Origin of the sequence: Nocardia sp. MDA0666, assembly GCF_003023875.1 — a bacterium.
Lineage (GTDB): Bacteria > Actinomycetota > Actinomycetes > Mycobacteriales > Mycobacteriaceae > Nocardia > Nocardia aobensis.
On sequence record NZ_PYHT01000005.1, the window covers coordinates 1 to 16480 of the forward strand.

Genomic DNA, 16480 nt, shown 5'->3' on the forward strand with positions numbered 1-16480 from the left:
CCACCGCCCACCACAGCGACCGCCCCAACCCTCGCACCCAGCCGACCGACGCCAGCGCCCCCGCCGCCCGGCCGGACGCCACGGACGCGACAGTGACCCCGTTGCGGCGGAAACGAGCCCCGGCCGTGCCGACACGCCGCCAGCGCCGCACACAGCCCCCGCCTACGGGGCGGATGTGGGTCGGGCCGACCAGTGAGCAGACCCGCCGCCTGGTCGCCGAGAGCCGCCTGCGGCAAGGACTCCCGCCCCGGATCGAGCACCCCGCCGTGATCGAATCCCTCGCCCTGTTCCTGCGCAACACGCTCGCCACCCTTCCCCCAGACCGCGACCAAGACCGCGACAACGATCGCCGCGCCGCCTGACCCCGAACACCGAACAGACGCGGGCCTCGGCGGGCCGGGTTGCTTTCCCGGCCTACCGAGGTCCGCGTCCGTGCGTAACGGGTCCGGGTCTAGCCGAGGTCGCGCCACAAGATTTCGACCGAGGACTCATCGAATCGCCATAGCTTGCCGTTCTGGTCCTCCCATTTGGCGGCATACACGCGCGCGGGTTTGACGATCACTTTCTCGATCAGCCGCGCAGCGGCCTCGTGCCGCCACCGCGACCCCTTCGTGTCCCACGCCTTGCGCAGCTCGCCCGGTGTGGACCCGATGTCGGCCAGCACGGCCAACGCTTGCGTGCTCCGCAGCGAATTCTGCTCGCTGCGAAGATCTTTCAATGTATGTTTCAGACCCGCGATGGTGCGTTCGATCACCCGCAAGTCGTCGGCGTCCCGCGCGCCGGTCAACACTTCGGTGCGGCGGTCGGTTTCGGCGTCCAGATTCCCCGTCGTGGTCTCGATCCGCTGTTGCAACTCCGCGATCCGGGCGGCGTTGTCGTTGCCGCGATCCAAACGAGCCAGGATTTCCGGGTTCTCGTATTCGGCGATCACCGCTTGCGCGACATACATCTCCAGCGCGCCAGCGTCACGGAACACCCGCCCGCAGCCACACCGCACTCGCGCGGAGTCGGTGGCTTGGCACCCGTAGCGGCGCTGCACGATGGTGCCGTGCTTGCGTTCTCGCTCGATCAGTGAGCCCACCAGCCACTGCCCGCAATACTCACCCGCCCGTTCGGTGCCCGCTTTCCAAGTCCCGCCACACTGGGCCAGCCCCGTCAGCCAGTACTCGCCGTTGCGCTGCCGGGGCCGCTCCGGATCCTTGCCGCGACGGTGCGCGATCAACGCCGCCCGCATCGCCTCGTGCTCGGCACGGGTGAAAATGCCCGGCCACTGGGCGCGATGGCGGGTACCGGTGCGGGCGTGCACGCGAATACCGTTGCCCTGCGGATTGTCCAGGCACCCACACCGGGCACCGGTCGCGTCGGTGTGCTCACCCAGGTCGTAGATCACATACGCCTCGAGCAGCAGCTGCTGCGACAGTTTGCCCACCCGCCACCGTCCACCCTCGGACGTGGTGATCCCGCGCGCGTTCCAATCGGTGATGATCGCCGTCTGCGACTCGCCGTTGATCACCCGGTCCCGGCCTTCGCGCAGTACCGCGACCTCCTCCGCGCGCAGCGCATACCGATCCAGGATCTCGGCGCCCGTAATCGGATGCGTGCCAACAACTTTGCCGTATCCGAACCGGCGTGAACCCCCCTGCATCACCCCCTTCTCCGCTTCCTCAGTCATCCGGTCCAGCAGATTCTCGGTGTTGACCTCCCGGTACTCCGCCGCCTCGGCCACCTTCACCGTGAAGTTCTTCCTGCCCGCGCCGGTGGTCAGGTCGTACTCATGGTCCTTCATGAATACGAACCGCACACCCTCGTCCCGGCCGAGTTTCATCAGCTCGTTGCCCAAGTCGTAATCGCGTGTCAACCGTGCCACATCACGAGCAAGAACCATCTTCGCCGGGCCGGACGTCACCAACTCGAGCAGTTCCCGCAACGCCGGACGATCCGGATCCGCGCCCGACATGTCGTTGTCACAGAAGATCCGCGCCAGCCGCAACCCCTTCCGCTCCGCATACGCCACCTCATACTTGGCCTGCAACCGCACCCCCTCCGCGCCGTCCTTGTCATCCCTGGAAATTCGCACATACCCGTAGACCCACTCCACCGGGTCCACCCCGACCAACCCTGCCGCCAACGCTTCGTTGATCTCCGCCAGCCATGCCAGATCGTCATCCGATTTCCGTGCCATACCAACCACGGTACGGACGGAGTGTATAGGCGCAATGTCGCTGGGGTCGGCGTGTCCTGGTACACCTGGCTCGAGCAGGGTCGCGATATCAAGGTGTCGTCCGAAGTGCTCGACGCGGTCGCGAGAGCACTGCGATTGACCGAGTGGGAGCAGGCCCACCTGTATGTACTGGCGGGAATGAATCCGCCTCGGGCCGTGGGGAATCGGGATGCGCGGGTCACCGACGAACTGCGACATCTGCTGACGGTATGGTCGCCGCGGCCTGCGGTGCTGCGTGACCGGTACTGGAACATCCTGGCCGTCAACGATGGGGCGCGCACGGCCTTCGGCTACGACTGCGACGACTACAACTGCCTCGTCTCGTTTTTCACCAACGCGAGCTACCGGGAGATGCATCTGCACTGGGCCGCCGCCGCACCGGCGGTCGTCGCCGCCTATCGTGCCGATGCGGCGCAGGGCGATCCCGAATTCGACCGGGTGATCACCGAACTCTCCACCGTCAGTAGCGAATTCGCCGAGTTGTGGGCACGGCACGACGTGGGCGCCCCGACGCAGGCGGTCCACGCGGTGCGCCATCCGGACGCGGGCGACCTGTACTTCGACACCACCACGCTGATCCTCGCGGACCATCCCGATCTGCATCTGGTGCTGTACAACCCGCGGCCGGGCACCGGGACCGAGCAGCGACTGGGCCTGCTGGCGCCGGAACGGTCGGCCGCACCCGCATAGCCTGGTGGTAGTAATCCCACGTTGACCTCGCACTGGTTGTCCCGGGCGATCCTCGGCAGGCTTCTCGCCATGGCACACAACAGATTCGACGGCAAGACGGCACTGGTCACCGGCGGTACGAGCGGTATGGGACTGGCCACCGCGCGGCGGTTGCGCGACGAGGGCGCGCGAGTGATCGTCACCGGACGCGACCCGGCACGGCTGGCCGCGGCGGCCGATGATCTCGGACCGGAGGCGCTCGCGATCGCCGCCGATACGACCGATCTCGCCGCTCTCGATGCCCTGTTCGACACCGTCCAGACCAGGTACGGCCGGTTGGACGTGCTCTTCGTGAACGCGGGCATCGGATTCTTCCCGCCGACCGACGCGGTGACCGAGGCCGATTTCGACCGCGTGGTCGGCGTCAACCTCAAAGGAGTGTTCTTCACGATCCAGAAGGCGATTCCGCTGCTGTCGTCCGGCGCGGCTGTCGTGATCAACGCCTCGTGGGCACTGCACCGCGGTATGCCGTTCGGCTCGCTGTACTCCGCGAGCAAGGCCGCCGCGCACAATCTCGCGCGCACGCTCGCGGCGGAATTGGGCGGCAAGGGAATTCGGGTCAACTCGGTGAGCCCGGGATATATCGACACCCCCGCGCTGCGGTCCGAACTGCCCGCGGCCGCGCAAAGCGCTGTGGCCGACGATATCGTCGCGGGGAGGATCGGCTCAGCCGAGGACGTCGCGGCTGCGGTGGCATTCCTCGCCTCGCACGAGGCGTCGTACATCACCGGTCAGGACCTGCTCGTCGACGGAGGCCTGGTGGGCCTGGTTCCGGGCGCGGCAACCTGATATCCCGGTCCGCAGTGGTCACCGCTGAGCGTGCGGCCGATGCTCGCACATGAACTCCCGCTGCGCCTCGTCCCACGGCAGGTCGCGGTCCACGAGCTCTGTCGGGGTGGCCGAGGCAGTCGCCTCCGCCGTCGGCACACAGGCGCGTACGCCCGAACCTACGTGGGAGGAGCGGGGTGTTCGTGGACGCGCGGAGGCGCGGCACCAACCGTTCGGCTGCCGGCTGCCGGCTTCACGAAGCTCGATCGCCGTTCACGAAGTCCACCATGAGGGCGGGGTCACGACTGGGATTCCATGCGTAGTCCAGTGCTGCCAGCAGATGCTGCTTCAGCCCTCGCGTCTCCCTGTTGTCCGTACGGCCCGGAGCCAGCGCCGCCTGCAACATCTGCAGGAACCGTCGTCTGGCGACGCCGAAACGCACCAGCAACTCGCTGGAGTCGGCACCGCCGAACGGCGCCCAATGAATGGCGAATACGACTATCGACCGCGCATGCGGATCGAGATAGCCGTCTCTCTCGAGAAGTCGGCATTGCTGCAGCGAGGTCCGGACCCATGCCTGGCTGTAGCACCGCGCGACACGAGGTTCACCGCGGCGCACGGTCTCGTCCGTCGGAACCGGAGGACGTCACCGATTCGCTGTGCCGGCGATCAGCACAGACGACGAAAACCGGAAACCTGTCGTCTCGCGGACGCGGCGGCTGGAAATGCACACGCACCGGCCGATCCGCGAGCAACGGCACCTCTCCCTCCAGCGAGGTGTAGACCCATGGACCCTCGTCGAGTTCGACGATCGCGACCGTCGACTGAGCCAGCACACCACCCGCACCGGCACGTTCCACCACCCGCCACGACACGATCGAACCCGCACCCGACGACGGCACCCGTTCCAGAACATCCGACGCACACGAGGAACATCCCGCCGTCAGCGGCGCGAACAACTTGTCACATTTCGCGCAACGCCGAATCATCAAGACCTCTTCCGAGGCCGTCGTACCGATATGAGACCTGTGCTGAAGCGTGGGTGCAGACATCGAATCCTCCGCAACGTGACCGATAGAACGCACTCCAGCCTCGTCACCGACGGGCACCACCGCGACGGTAGAACTACCCCTGCGTATACCTATTTCTCGGCAATCGGCTTGCCGAGTGACACCGCGCGCCCGTCGAACACCTCGCTGGCAGTCAAGTGATTCCATCGCGCGTCGGCCCCTTGTCGGCCACTTCACGACTCAGGCCACCCGGTATGGGGCGCGAGATCGGGGGAGGACACGTCTTCTACCTGGGAAAATGAAGTGGGCGCAGAGGGGTTCGAACCCCCGACCGCTGGTGTGTAAGACCAGTGCTCTACCACTGAGCTATACGCCCGGACTTCACCGGCCGGGCGGCGGTGAAGATGGTGTGCTGCGCGGGCCGGGTGACCGGGTCCGTGCGCGGCGGTTCATGAATCTAGTGCAGTGAGCGCTTTCTCCCAAGCCGCCTGGTCACGGGGCTCTCCGGGGCCGTTCATTTCGGCGAAACGGATGATTCCGTCCTTGTCCACGACGAAGGTGCCGCGGTTGGGGAAGCCGGTTTTGTCGTTGAAGACACCGTAGGCCTGGGTGACGGCGCCGTGCGGCCAGAAGTCCGACAGCAGCGGGAAGGTGTAGCCCTGCTCGGCCGCCCAGATCTTGTGGGTGGGCGGGGGTCCGACGGAGATGGCGAGGATCTCGGCGTTGTCGTTCTGGAACTTGGGCAGTTCGTCGCGCACCTTGCACAGCTCACCCTGGCAGATGCCGGTGAACGCCAACGGATAGAACACGATCAGGACGTTCTTGTGGCCCCGGTAATCGGCGAGGCTCACCTCCTGGTTGTTCTGATCCTTCAGCGTGAAATCCGGTGCGGCCGTACCCACTTCGAGCGGCATGCGCAGTCCTCCTGTCTTCGACGGCGGGCTGTTCCGGTACTCGGCGGCCGCCCGTGCGAAACAATAGTCACGCGGTGGATCAGCGCTGCTTCGAGGGCGTCTTGGGCTGCATCAGCTTGGTGCCGGTCCAGGTGCCGAGGCTGACCGGTGTGGTCGACGTCAACCCCGCGGTGGGGGCGGATTCGGCGATCTCGCTGGGATCGACATGCCCGGGCTGGCCGGTCTTGGGGGTGAGCACCCAGACAACACCGTCCTCGGCGAGCGGACCGATGGCATCCATCAGTTCGTCGACCAGGTCGCCGTCTCCGTCGCGCCACCACAGCAGTACGACGTCGATCACCTCGTCGGTGTCCTCGTCGAGTAGTTCGGAGCCGATCGCGTCCTCGACAGACGCCCTCAACTCGTCTGCGGTGTCCTCGTCCCAGCCCAACTCCTGAACCGCCATGCCGTGGGCAATGCCAAGCTTCTGAGCGTAGTTCTGCGCGTCCGCCGCGGCGACCACGGTGGTGTCCTCCTCAACTCCCGACAACAGATAGTTGCAAGCGAACATGGTTATCGGCCGCAACGCAAGCCGATCCGCTCAAATAGCCTCCGAAATGTCGCGGATGCATGCCCCGGGACGAAGCGTGCAGAGGCGGTTCGCAACGCCCTGAGCGGCCCCGGGACATCCGTTCCCCGGCTATCGCGCCGGGCATGCGGTACGCACCGCGTTCAGCGCGTCGTTGACTCGCTTACTGGCGTCGTTGAGCGTGCCGACGGGCGCGGTGTAGGTCATCTTGCGGGATTCGCCGGCCAGTCCGCGGGCGGCGTTCACATAGTCGGTGAACTTCTGCGCTAGGTCCGCGGGTAACGCGTCGCCGGCGGCGGTGACCCGTCCCTCCACGGTCCGCGCGGCGTCCTCGAGGGTCTGGGCGGCGGAATCGCGCTTGGCGTCCTGGTCGGGGGCGTTCGCATCGTGCGCGTCGACGAAGTCGTTGTACTTCGTCACCGCGGCGCCGGTGGTCTCACGGAACGGTGTGCAGTTGTCGGCGACGGCTTTCGTCTGTGCGGCAGCCTTTTTCGACGAGGTGGCCGCGGCCGAGGACGACGCCATCTCGGTGCGGAACGCGGCCGCGTCCGCCTGGTTCACCGTCGCGGTACCGTGGACAGCGGTAGAGCATCCTGCCACCACCAGTCCGGTGCCGACCGCCAAGGTCGCGCACATCAGTCCGAACCCACGTGGGTTCAGCAGTTTCATCGTCCTCCCCGCTTCTCGAGCAGTCGAAAGAATGTTCTGTGGCGAGCTTCGCTGCAACGAGCGTCACAGCCTAGCGAACGGTACTGGATTTACGGCTGACATGATGACCTGGGACGCATCATCGACAAGGATGTGAGGTGCGCCCCAACCGTGAGCGACGGACGGCCCGCACACCAGCGGTGCTGCCCGGGGTTAGAGCCATCAGCTTGTCCACCCCCTGTACGAGGAGCATTGATTTTGACCGACCTGATGCACCCGATTTCGTCAAGTTCTGCATCCGACCCCGAGCCGACGAGCAGCAACGGTTCCGCCGATCACCAGTCGGCGCCCGCCCGCCCGGCCGGTGCGCGGGTGCGTGTGATCCGCGAGGGGGTGGCGTCATATCTACCGGACATCGACCCGGAGGAGACGAGCGAGTGGCTCGATTCCTTCGACGAGATGCTCGAGCGCGAAGGCCCCGGCCGCGCTCGCTATCTGATGCTGCGCCTGCTCGAGCGCGCCGGTGAACGTCACGTCACCATTCCTTCGTTGACCTCGACCGATTACGTCAACACCATCCCCACCGAGAACGAGCCCTGGTTCCCCGGCGACGAAGAGGTCGAACGCCGCTACCGCGCCTGGATCCGCTGGAACGCCGCGGTCATGGTGCATCGCGCGCAGCGGCCGGGAATCGGTGTGGGCGGCCATATTTCGACCTACGCGTCGTCCGCGGCGCTGTACGAGGTCGGCTTCAACCACTTCTTCCGCGGTAAGAACCATCCCGGCGGCGGCGACCAGATCTTCATCCAGGGCCACGCCTCCCCCGGCATCTACGCGCGCGCCTTCCTCGAGGGCCGCCTGACCGAGGATCAGCTCGACGGCTTCCGCCAGGAATACAGCCACGGCGGTCCGGGCCACGGATTGTCGTCCTATCCGCATCCGCGACTGATGCCCGATTTCTGGGAATTCCCCACGGTATCCATGGGCTTGGGTCCGATGAACGCCATCTACCAGGCGCGCTTCAACCACTACCTGCACGATCGCGGGATCAAGGACACCTCCGATCAGCACGTGTGGGCCTTCCTCGGCGACGGTGAGATGGACGAGGCGGAATCGCGCGGTCTGGCCCATGTGGCGGCGCTGGAGGGTCTGGACAACCTGACCTTCGTCATCAACTGCAACCTGCAGCGGCTCGACGGCCCCGTCCGCGGTAACGGCAAGATCATCCAGGAGCTGGAGTCGTTCTTCCGCGGCGCCGGCTGGAACGTCATCAAGGTGATCTGGGGCCGGGAGTGGGATGCGCTGCTGGGCGCCGACCGCGACGGCGCGCTGGTCAACCTGATGAACTCGACCCCGGACGGCGACTACCAGACCTACAAGGCCAACGACGGCGCCTACGTGCGCGAGCACTTCTTCGGCCGCGATCCGCGCACCAAGGATCTGGTGAAGGACCTGACCGATCAGCAGGTCTGGAACCTCAAGCGCGGTGGCCATGACTACCGCAAGATCTACGCGGCCTACGCGGCGGCGCTGGCGCATCAGGGCAAGCCGACGGTGATCCTGGCCAAGACCATCAAGGGTTACGGTCTCGGCAAGCACTTCGAGGCGCGCAACGCGACGCACCAGATGAAGAAGATGACGCTCGACGATCTGAAGGCGTTCCGCGATGTGCAGCGCATTCCGATCACCGACGCCCAGCTCGAGGCCGATCCGTATCTGCCGCCGTACTACCACCCGGGCATGGATTCGCACGAGATCGGCTACATGCTGGACCGGCGCCGCGCCCTGGGCGGCTACCTGCCCGAACGGCGTTCGGTCGCAAAGCCTTTGCAGCTGCCCGGCGACGCGCCCTACGCCTCGGTGCGCAAGGGGTCGGGCAAGCAGAACGTGGCGACCACCATGGCGTTCGTGCGGCTGATGAAGGAACTGTTGCGCGACAAGGAGATCGGCAAGCGCATCGTGCCGATCATTCCGGACGAAGCCCGTACCTTCGGTATGGACTCGTGGTTCCCGTCGCTGAAGATCTACAACCGCAACGGGCAGTTGTACACCTCCGTCGACGCGGAATTGATGCTGGCCTACAAGGAAAGCCAAGTCGGCCAGATCCTGCACGAGGGCATCAACGAGGCCGGCTCGACCGCATCGTTCACCGCGGCCGGTACGTCCTACGCCACCCACGGCGAGCCGATGATCCCGCTCTACATCTTCTATTCGATGTTCGGGTTCCAGCGCACCGGCGACGGCCTGTGGGCGGCCGCCGACCAGCTGGCCCGCGGCTTCGTCCTCGGCGCGACCGCCGGGCGCACCACGCTGACCGGTGAGGGTTTGCAGCACAACGACGGTCATTCGCTGCTGCTGGCCTCGACCAATCCGGCGGTGGTCTCCTACGATCCGGCGTTCGCCTTCGAGATCGCCCACATCGTGCGCGACGGCCTGCGCCGGATGTACGGGGGCGGGCGACCGCAGCTCGGGCCGGGCGGAACGCTGGCCTCGGAGGTGCCGGGAACCCATCCGGTCATGAAGGACGACGTCTTCGGCGGCGAGAACGTCTTCTACTACATCACCCTGTACAACGAGCCGTATCAGCAGCCGGCCGAGCCGGACGACCTCGATGTCGAGGGCCTGTTGAAGGGTATCTACCTGTACCGCCGGGGCAACGAGGGTGACGTACGCGCCCAGATCCTGGTCGCGGGTGTGACGCTGCCCGACGGCCTGCGCGCTCAGGAGCTGCTGGCGCAGGACTGGGGTGTGCAGGCGGACGTGTGGTCGGTGACCTCGTGGAGCGAGCTGCGCCGGGAGGCGCTGGCCAAGGAGATCCACACACTGCGCCATCCGGACGCCGGAACCGACGCGCCGTACGTGACGCGGGTGCTGTCCCAGGCGCAGGGGCCGTTCGTGGCGGCGTCCGACTGGATGCGCGCGGTGCCGGACCAGATCCGCAAGTGGGTGCCGGGCGACTACACCACCCTGGGCACCGACGGATTCGGGTTCTCCGACACCCGGCAGGCGGCGCGGCGGGTGTTCAACGTCGACGCCGAATCCATCGCCCTGGCGGCACTGGAGGCCCTGGGACGCACCGGCGGTATCGATCCGGCAGTCGTCGCGCAGGCCGCGGCCCGCTACCGCATCGACGACGTCGATGCCGCACCGAAATCGATGAGCAGCGAAGAACAGCTCGCGTGACCGGTCCGGTAGGGGCGCGAATCGCGCCCCTACCGGGGGGTTGCGGAGACCGACCAGCGCGATGACGGAATATTGAACAGTGGAACGTAAACCGCCGCGGCCTCGCCGGGTTTCCGAGGGGTCGTCCGAGCATGAGGTCTACCTGCCGACCGGGGCCCTGTCACCCAATCGGCAAACCCGCGATCCGCTGCCGGACACCCTGCTGAAACGGGTGAAGCAGTTCTCCGGGCGGCTGTCCACCGAGGCGATCGCCTCGATGGAGGACCGGCTACCGTTCTTCGGCGATCTGGACGCCGCCCAGCGGGCGGGCGTGCAGATGCTGGTGCAGACCGCGGTGGTCAATTTCCTGGAGTGGTTGCAGGATCCGGAAAGCGATATCCGCTTCAGCCTCGACGCGTTCCAGGTGATCCCGCAGGATTTGGCCCGGCGCCTGACCCTTCGCCAGACCGTCGACATGGTCCGCGTCGCGATGGAGTTCTTCGAGCAGTGGCTGCCGGCGCTGGCCCGCAACGACCGCCAGCTGGTGGCGCTCACCGAGGCGGTGCTGCGCTACGGCCGCGAACTCGGTTTCGCCGCGGCCTCGGTCTACGCCTCGGCGGCGGAATCCCGCGGCGCCTGGGACACCCGCCTGGAGGCGCTGGTCGTCGACGCCGTGGTGCGCGGCGACACCGGCGCCGAAATGCTCTCGCGCGCGGCCACATTGAACTGGGACGCCACCGCCGCGGCCACGGTGCTGGTCGGTACGCCGCCGAAAGATCAAGTGGCCGTGGTGAGTTCGGTACACGTCATCGCCGCCCGGCACGGCCGCGCGGCACTGGCGGTGGTGCAGGGTTCGCGGTTGGTGATGGTGGTCAGCGGCAATCTCGGTGACACCGGCTACCCCTCGCCGTTCCTGATGGACCTGCTCGCCGAAGCGTTTTCCGACGGTCCCGTGGTGATCGGCCCGACCATGCGCACGCTGTCCGCGGCCCACGTCAGCGCGGTGGAGGCGATGGCCGGAATGGAGGCCGTGGTGGGCTGGCGGGCGGCGCCGCGACCGGTGCACGCCTCCGAACTTCTGCCCGAGCGAGCACTGCTCGGGGATCGGGCTGCGGTCGACGCTCTGAACGAGTATCTTGTGCTACCGTTGGCCGCCGCCGGGTCGGCCCTGTCGGACACCCTCGACGCCTACCTCGATTGCGGTGGAGCCGTCGAGACATGTGCCCGTCAGCTGTTCGTTCATCCAAATACGGTCCGCTACCGGCTCAAGCGCATCGCCGAGGTCACGGGCCGGGATCCGATGAATCCGCGTGACGCGTATGTGCTCCGAATCGCGGCAACAGTGGGTCGTTTGACACGAACCCGTAACGAATCGTCAACACCTGCCCCAGAAGACTCCCCGGCAACTTTCTACGAAGATCGCCTGTAACGGACATCGGGGCGCGGTCGATCGCGACAACCCACGTGCCGTTTTGTGGGGTCCACACAAAAGCGTCGCTCAAACATCATCGGCGCCGACATCTCCACAGAGCCCCCTCACAGTGTTTTGTTAGAGGCGTGATCGCGTTGTTCGCCCCTGGACAGGGCTCCCAGACACCCGGCATGCTCGCGCCATGGCTCGATCTTCCCGGCGCGCGTGACCGCCTCGAACTGTGGTCCAAGGCCTCCGGCCTGGATCTGCTCCGCCTCGGCACCACGGCCACCGCGGAGGAGATCACCGATACCGCGGTGACCCAGCCGCTGGTCGTCGCCGCCGCACTGCTGGCTTTCGCCGAGATTCCGCACGAAGCGGTTCCGGCGGATACCATCGTCGCCGGACATTCGGTCGGCGAGCTCGCCGCCGCAGCCGTCGCCGGAGTCGTCTCCCCCGATGACGCGGTGAAACTGGCCGCGATCCGCGGTGCGGAGATGGCGAAGGCGTGTGCGCTGGTTCCGACCGGCATGTCCGCCGTGCTCGGTGGCGACGAAGCCGCCGTGCTCGACCGGCTCGCCGAGCTCGACCTGGTCCCGGCCAACCGCAACGCGGTCGGCCAGATCGTGGCGGCAGGCCGGCTGGATGCGCTGGCGGAACTGGCCGCGAACCCGCCGGAGAAGGCGCGGATTCGTGCGCTGCCCGTCGCCGGGGCCTTCCACACCGCGTTCATGGCACCCGCCCAGGACGCCGTGGCCGAAGCCATCTCCCAGATAGTCCCCGGTGAGCCGACCCGTACCCTGCTGTCGAACTACGACGGCAAGCCGGTCGACTCGGGCTCCGACGCCATCGAGAAGCTGGCGGCACAGGTGACCCGGCCCGTCCGGTGGGATCTGTGCACCGAAACCGTTCGCGCGGCAGGGGTTTCCGCGGTGGCCGAATTGCCACCGGCCGGAACCCTGGTCGGCATCGCCAAGCGGGAGCTCAAGGGCACCCCGAATCTGGCGCTGAAGACCCCCGAGAACATCCCCGCGTTTGTCGAGCTCTCGGCAACCGGCTAGCTTTCCTCGCGGCTCGCAGTGACGCGACCGTGAGCAAGCAGGACGAAACATTCGTCCACCTCGTACCGAAGAAATAATCGGACCTCCGATTCACGTCGGACCAACGAAAGAACAAGAAGGGAGCCACCAAGTGGCCGCTCTGACCCAGGAACAGATCGTCGAAGAGCTCGGCAAGATCATCGAAGAGGTGACCGGCATCGAGCCCTCCGAGGTGACGATCGAGAAGTCTTTCGTCGATGACCTGGACATCGACTCGCTGTCGATGGTCGAGATCGCCGTGCAGACCGAGGACAAGTACGGCGTGAAGATCCCCGACGAGGATCTCGCCAGCCTCAAGACCGTGGGTGACGCCGTCTCCTACATCCAGAAGCTCGAGGCCGAGAACTCCGACGCGGCCGCCGAGCTCAAGGCCAAGTTCGACGCCCAGTAAGGCCGACACTGTGACCACTCCTTCCACTTTGAACGGGAACTTCCCGAACGTCGTCGTCACCAGCATGGCGGCGACCACGTCGATCGCGGGTGACGTCGATGCGACGTGGAAGGGACTCCTCAACGGCGAGAGCGGCATCGACGTTCTCGAGGATTCCTTCATCGAGGAATACGACCTGCCGGTTCGCATCGGCGGCCACCTGAAGGTTTCGCCGGACACCTTGCTCAGCCGAGTCGAGATCCGCCGCATGGCCTATGTCGAGCGGCTGGCGATGGTGCTGGGGCGTGAGGTGTGGAAGAACGCCGGCAGCCCCGAGGTCGACCCCGAGCGCCTGGCCGTGGCGATCGGCACCGGCCTCGGCGGCGGCGACGCGCTCATCGACTCGGTGGACAAGCTGAAGAACGGCGGCTACCGCAAGATCTCGCCGCTGGCCGTTCAGATGGTCATGCCGAACGGGCCGTCCGCTGTCGTGGGCCTCGAACTGGGCGCCAAGGCGGGAGTGGTCACCCCGGTCTCGGCATGTTCGTCGGGATCCGAGGGCATCGCCAACGCGTGGCGGATGATCGTCATGGGCGACGCCGACATGGTCGTCACCGGCGGTGTCGAGGGATACATCTCCGACGTGCCGATCGCCGCGTTCTCCATGATGCGCGCGATGAGCACCCGCAACGACGACCCCAAGGGCGCGTCGCGGCCGTTCGACAAGGATCGTGACGGCTTCGTCTTCGGCGAGGCCGGTGCACTGATGGTCGTGGAGACCGAAGAGCACGCCAAGGCGCGCGGGGCCACCATCCACGCTCGCCTGCTGGGTGCCGGCATCACCTCCGACGGCTTCCATCTGGTCGCCCCGGATCCCACGGGTGCCGGTGCGGCGCGTGCCATGGAGCGCGCCATGCAGACCGCCGGACTGACGAAGTCCGACATCACGCACATCAATGCGCATGCGACCGCCACCCCGATCGGGGACACCGCGGAAGCGAACGCGATCCACAAGGCCGTGGGCACGCACGCCTCGGTCTACGCGCCCAAGTCCGCCCTGGGCCACTCGATCGGCGCTGTGGGCGCCCTCGAGTCGGTACTCACAGTGCTCAGCATTCGCGACGGCATCGTTCCGCCCACGCTGAACCTGGAGAACCAGGACCCGGAGATCGACCTGGATGTCGTGCACGGTGAGGCCCGTCGCCAGGACATCGAGTACGCGATCAACAACTCGTTCGGTTTCGGCGGCCACAACGTGGCGCTCGCCTTCGGACGGTACTGATCCGACTCGTCGACAACGTCTGTCGACAACTTCAGCGAACCCGGTGGGGCTTTTCGGCCAAGGCAGATCCCCTCGTCGAAAAGCCCCACCGGGATTTTCATCTTCGCAGCCGCGTCAGCGACTCCACATTCCCTCGAGGAGAGACCGCGATGACCATCATGGCCCCCGCGCAGGCGGACGCCACGACCGATCCCCGGGATCCGCTGGGTCGGTTGCAGCGCTTCTTCGATCCCGGAACGGTCCTCCCGCTCCACCCCCGCGACAAGTCCGGCGTGCTGGCCGCCATCGGCGAGGTCGACGGCGTGCGCACCGTCGCGTACTGCTCCGACGCCACCGTGATGGGCGGCGCCATGGGTGTCGACGGGTGCAAGCACATCGTGGACGCGATCGATACCGCCATCGACTCCCGGATTCCCGTCGTCGGCATCTGGCATTCGGGTGGCGCGCGCCTGGCCGAGGGTGTCGAGGCACTGCATGCGGTGGGCACCGTCTTCGAGGCCATGGTTCGCGCGTCGGGCCTGGTCCCCCAGATTTCGATCGTGGTCGGCTTCGCCGCCGGCGGCGCCGCGTACGGTCCCGCGCTCACCGACGTCGTCATCATGGCGCCCGAGGGCCGCGTCTTCGTCACCGGTCCGGATGTCGTCAAGTCGGTCACCGGTGAGAACGTCGACATGGCCACCCTCGGTGGTCCCGAGACCCACGGCAAGAAGTCCGGCGTGTGCCATATCGTCGCCGACGACGAGAACGACGCGATGCACCGCGGCCGCCGCCTGGTCTCGATGTTCGCCGAACAGGGCGAATTCGACCTGTCCGCCGCCGCCCACGGCGACGTGGACCTCAAGGCGATGCTGCCGGAGTCGGCCAAGCGCGCCTACGACGTCAAGCCGGTCGTGCGCGAGCTGCTCGACAAGATCCCCTCGCCGGACGGTAACGACGAATCCTCCTTCGAGGAGCTGCAGGGCGGTTACGCCCGCAGCATCGTCACCGGCCTGGGCCGCCTCGGTGGGCGCACGGTCGGTGTGCTCGCCAACAACCCGCTGCGCATGGGCGGCTGCCTCACCAGCGAATCCGCCGAGAAGGCAGCGCGTTTCGTGCGCCTGTGCAACTCCTTCGGCATTCCGCTGGTCGTGATCACCGACGTGCCCGGCTACCTGCCCGGTGTCGGCATGGAGTGGGAGGGTGTGGTGCGCCGCGGCGCGAAGCTGCTGCACGCCTTCGCCGAGGCCCGCGTTCCGCGCGTCACGCTGGTGACCCGGAAGATCTACGGCGGCGCCTACATCGCGATGAACGCCCGCTCGCTGGGCGCGACCGCGGTGTACGCCTGGCCGGAGTCCGAGGTCGCCGTGATGGGCGCCAAGGCCGCGGTCGGCATCCTGCACAAGAAGGCCATCGCGAAGGCCCCCGAGGAGGAGCGCGAGGCTCTGATCGAGCGCCTCACCGCCGAACACGAGACCATCGCCGGCGGTGTCGGGCGGGCCCTGTCCATCGGCGTCGTGGACGAGGTCATCGATCCCGCCAAGACCCGGTCCACCATTGCCGCCGCGCTGGCCTCGGCGCCGGCCAAGGCCAGCCACAACAAGAACATCCCGCTGTAAAGCTCTCGGCGGCAACACATTACGGGTGGTCTCCCGCGCGGAGGCCACCCGTCGTGTTTCCCGGGACCGATGCGGAACTCAGCCGACGTCGCGACGGAGCCAGGTGACCTCGGCGCCTTCGCCGCCGGTGCGGAAGGGTTCGAGTTCGTCGTCCCAGGCGGTGCCCAAGGCGCGATCGATATCGGCGGAGATGTCGCCGTGGCGGCCACGAGCCCGGGCCGAGCGCACGATTTCGCGCAGGCGCATCTCGCCGACCATGACGTCGCCGTTGGCGCTCATCGCACCGGTCCACAATCCGAGGCCGGGAACGAAACTGTAGCGTTCGCCGTCGACCCCTTCGGAGGGATCCTCGGTGACCTCGAAGCGCAGCACCGGCCAATCCCGCAACGCCTTGGCAATTCGCCCCGCGGTGCCGACCGGGCCCACCCAGTCGGTGGTTGCGCGCAGTTGTCCCGCGGCGGCCGGCTGGGCGGTCCAGCGCAGCGACGCAGGCGATTTCAAAGTGGAGGAAAGCGTCCATTCGATGTGCGGGCACAGCGCGGCCGGTGACGCGTGGATGTACACCACACCACACGTCACATCCGCGAACTGATCAGATGCGCGCACCTGTACACCTCCAGCCTCGACGTCGGACGTCTTCCCCAACATCCCGTCGAGCGCAGGCGTTGCCCGAGTTTACTGGAGTGCCCGATGTTACGGCTG

At 66.9% G+C, this 16480-nt stretch carries 16 protein-coding genes and 1 tRNA gene; 9 read left to right on the forward strand and 8 right to left on the reverse strand.

Going from position 1 to position 16480, the window contains the following annotated elements:
* Positions 1-362, forward strand: a 362-nt coding sequence (locus C8258_RS32555; RefSeq protein WP_199195653.1) for a hypothetical protein, incomplete at its 5' end; no start/stop codon positions are given.
* Positions 363-451: 89 nt separating this feature from the next.
* Here the strand turns inward: C8258_RS32555 and C8258_RS09825 are convergent.
* Positions 452-2419 carry a recombinase family protein gene (locus tag C8258_RS09825; protein ID WP_369974735.1) on the reverse strand — a complete coding sequence of 656 codons (1968 nt, stop codon included), beginning with the start codon at positions 2417-2419 and terminating at the stop codon, positions 452-454.
* On the opposite strand from C8258_RS09825, the gene C8258_RS32850 reads away from it, so the two are divergent.
* Together C8258_RS32850 and C8258_RS09835 are read left to right on the forward strand one after the other, a co-directional pair.
* The gene (locus C8258_RS32850; protein ID WP_233225020.1) at positions 2378-2911 is read left to right on the forward strand and encodes a transcriptional regulator; all 534 of its coding nucleotides are present in this window, start codon (positions 2378-2380) and stop codon (positions 2909-2911) included. The two genes, C8258_RS09825 and C8258_RS32850, sit on opposite strands and share 42 nt — an antisense overlap.
* A gap of 69 nt (positions 2912-2980) precedes the next feature.
* Positions 2981-3739, forward strand: a complete 759-nt coding sequence (locus C8258_RS09835) for a glucose 1-dehydrogenase (RefSeq protein WP_106954930.1) — start codon at positions 2981-2983, stop codon at positions 3737-3739.
* Positions 3740-3971: 232 nt separating this feature from the next.
* Here the strand turns inward: C8258_RS09835 and C8258_RS09840 are convergent, their stop codons facing one another.
* The 6 genes from C8258_RS09840 to C8258_RS09865 all read right to left on the reverse strand — a co-directional run bounded on the left by C8258_RS09840 (position 3972) and on the right by C8258_RS09865 (position 6879).
* Positions 3972-4337, reverse strand: coding sequence for a hypothetical protein (locus C8258_RS09840; RefSeq protein WP_106954931.1), 366 nt, complete (start codon positions 4335-4337; stop codon positions 3972-3974).
* Positions 4324-4770 carry a Zn-ribbon domain-containing OB-fold protein gene (locus C8258_RS09845; protein ID WP_106954932.1) on the reverse strand — a complete coding sequence of 149 codons (447 nt, stop codon included), beginning with the start codon at positions 4768-4770 and terminating at the stop codon, positions 4324-4326. The genes C8258_RS09840 and C8258_RS09845 overlap by 14 nt, the downstream gene beginning before the upstream one ends.
* Before the next feature lie 262 nt (positions 4771-5032).
* Positions 5033-5104, reverse strand: a tRNA-Val gene (locus C8258_RS09850).
* A 73-nt stretch (positions 5105-5177) separates the two neighbouring features.
* Positions 5178-5642, reverse strand: coding sequence for a peroxiredoxin (locus C8258_RS09855; RefSeq protein ID WP_106954933.1), 465 nt, complete (start codon positions 5640-5642; stop codon positions 5178-5180).
* A gap of 79 nt (positions 5643-5721) precedes the next feature.
* The gene (locus tag C8258_RS09860) at positions 5722-6144 is read right to left on the reverse strand and encodes a DUF3052 domain-containing protein (protein ID WP_030518770.1); all 423 of its coding nucleotides are present in this window, start codon (positions 6142-6144) and stop codon (positions 5722-5724) included.
* Between the two features lie 177 nt (positions 6145-6321).
* Positions 6322-6879 carry a hypothetical protein gene (locus C8258_RS09865; RefSeq protein WP_233224986.1) on the reverse strand — a complete coding sequence of 186 codons (558 nt, stop codon included), beginning with the start codon at positions 6877-6879 and terminating at the stop codon, positions 6322-6324.
* Between the two features lie 237 nt (positions 6880-7116).
* On the opposite strand from C8258_RS09865, the gene aceE reads away from it, so the two are divergent.
* The 6 genes from aceE to C8258_RS09895 all read left to right on the forward strand — a co-directional run bounded on the left by aceE (position 7117) and on the right by C8258_RS09895 (position 15778).
* Positions 7117-10041: a pyruvate dehydrogenase (acetyl-transferring), homodimeric type gene (gene aceE / locus C8258_RS09870; protein WP_369974736.1), complete on the forward strand. Its 2925-nt coding sequence runs from the start codon at positions 7117-7119 to the stop codon at positions 10039-10041.
* A 79-nt stretch (positions 10042-10120) separates the two neighbouring features.
* Complete coding sequence (locus tag C8258_RS09875) at positions 10121-11449, forward strand: CdaR family transcriptional regulator (RefSeq protein ID WP_051024468.1); 1329 nt, start codon at positions 10121-10123, stop codon at positions 11447-11449.
* Positions 11450-11577: 128 nt separating this feature from the next.
* Positions 11578-12492 carry an ACP S-malonyltransferase gene (locus tag C8258_RS09880; RefSeq protein WP_106954934.1) on the forward strand — a complete coding sequence of 305 codons (915 nt, stop codon included), beginning with the start codon at positions 11578-11580 and terminating at the stop codon, positions 12490-12492.
* A 130-nt stretch (positions 12493-12622) separates the two neighbouring features.
* The gene (acpM, locus tag C8258_RS09885) at positions 12623-12922 is read left to right on the forward strand and encodes a meromycolate extension acyl carrier protein AcpM (protein ID WP_030518485.1); all 300 of its coding nucleotides are present in this window, start codon (positions 12623-12625) and stop codon (positions 12920-12922) included.
* 10 nt (positions 12923-12932) lie between these two features.
* On the forward strand, positions 12933-14183 hold the full coding sequence (locus C8258_RS09890) for a KasA/KasB family beta-ketoacyl-ACP synthase (protein ID WP_036499810.1): 1251 nt from the start codon (positions 12933-12935) through the stop codon (positions 14181-14183).
* A 149-nt stretch (positions 14184-14332) separates the two neighbouring features.
* A complete protein-coding gene (locus C8258_RS09895; protein WP_036499812.1) occupies positions 14333-15778 on the forward strand; it encodes an acyl-CoA carboxylase subunit beta in 1446 nt (481 codons plus the stop codon).
* A 78-nt stretch (positions 15779-15856) separates the two neighbouring features.
* Here the strand turns inward: C8258_RS09895 and C8258_RS09900 are convergent, their stop codons facing one another.
* Positions 15857-16384, reverse strand: a complete 528-nt coding sequence (locus C8258_RS09900) for a DUF3145 domain-containing protein (protein ID WP_062999500.1) — start codon at positions 16382-16384, stop codon at positions 15857-15859.
* Between the last annotated feature and the right edge of the window lie 96 nt (positions 16385-16480).

What these genes read in the sequence shown, in the direction of transcription:
- C8258_RS09825 (WP_369974735.1), bottom strand. Translation starts at nt 2,419, where the DNA reads ATGTCGCAGTTCGTCGGTGACCCGCGCATCCCGATTCCCCACGGCCCG.
- C8258_RS09835 (WP_106954930.1), top strand. Translation starts at nt 2,981, where the DNA reads ATGGCACACAACAGATTCGACGGCAAGACGGCACTGGTCACCGGCGGT.
- C8258_RS09845 (WP_106954932.1), bottom strand. Translation starts at nt 4,770, where the DNA reads ATGTCTGCACCCACGCTTCAGCACAGGTCTCATATCGGTACGACGGCC.
- C8258_RS09855 (WP_106954933.1), bottom strand. Translation starts at nt 5,642, where the DNA reads ATGCCGCTCGAAGTGGGTACGGCCGCACCGGATTTCACGCTGAAGGAT.
- C8258_RS09865 (WP_233224986.1), bottom strand. Translation starts at nt 6,879, where the DNA reads ATGAAACTGCTGAACCCACGTGGGTTCGGACTGATGTGCGCGACCTTG.
- C8258_RS09895 (WP_036499812.1), top strand. Translation starts at nt 14,333, where the DNA reads ATGACCATCATGGCCCCCGCGCAGGCGGACGCCACGACCGATCCCCGG.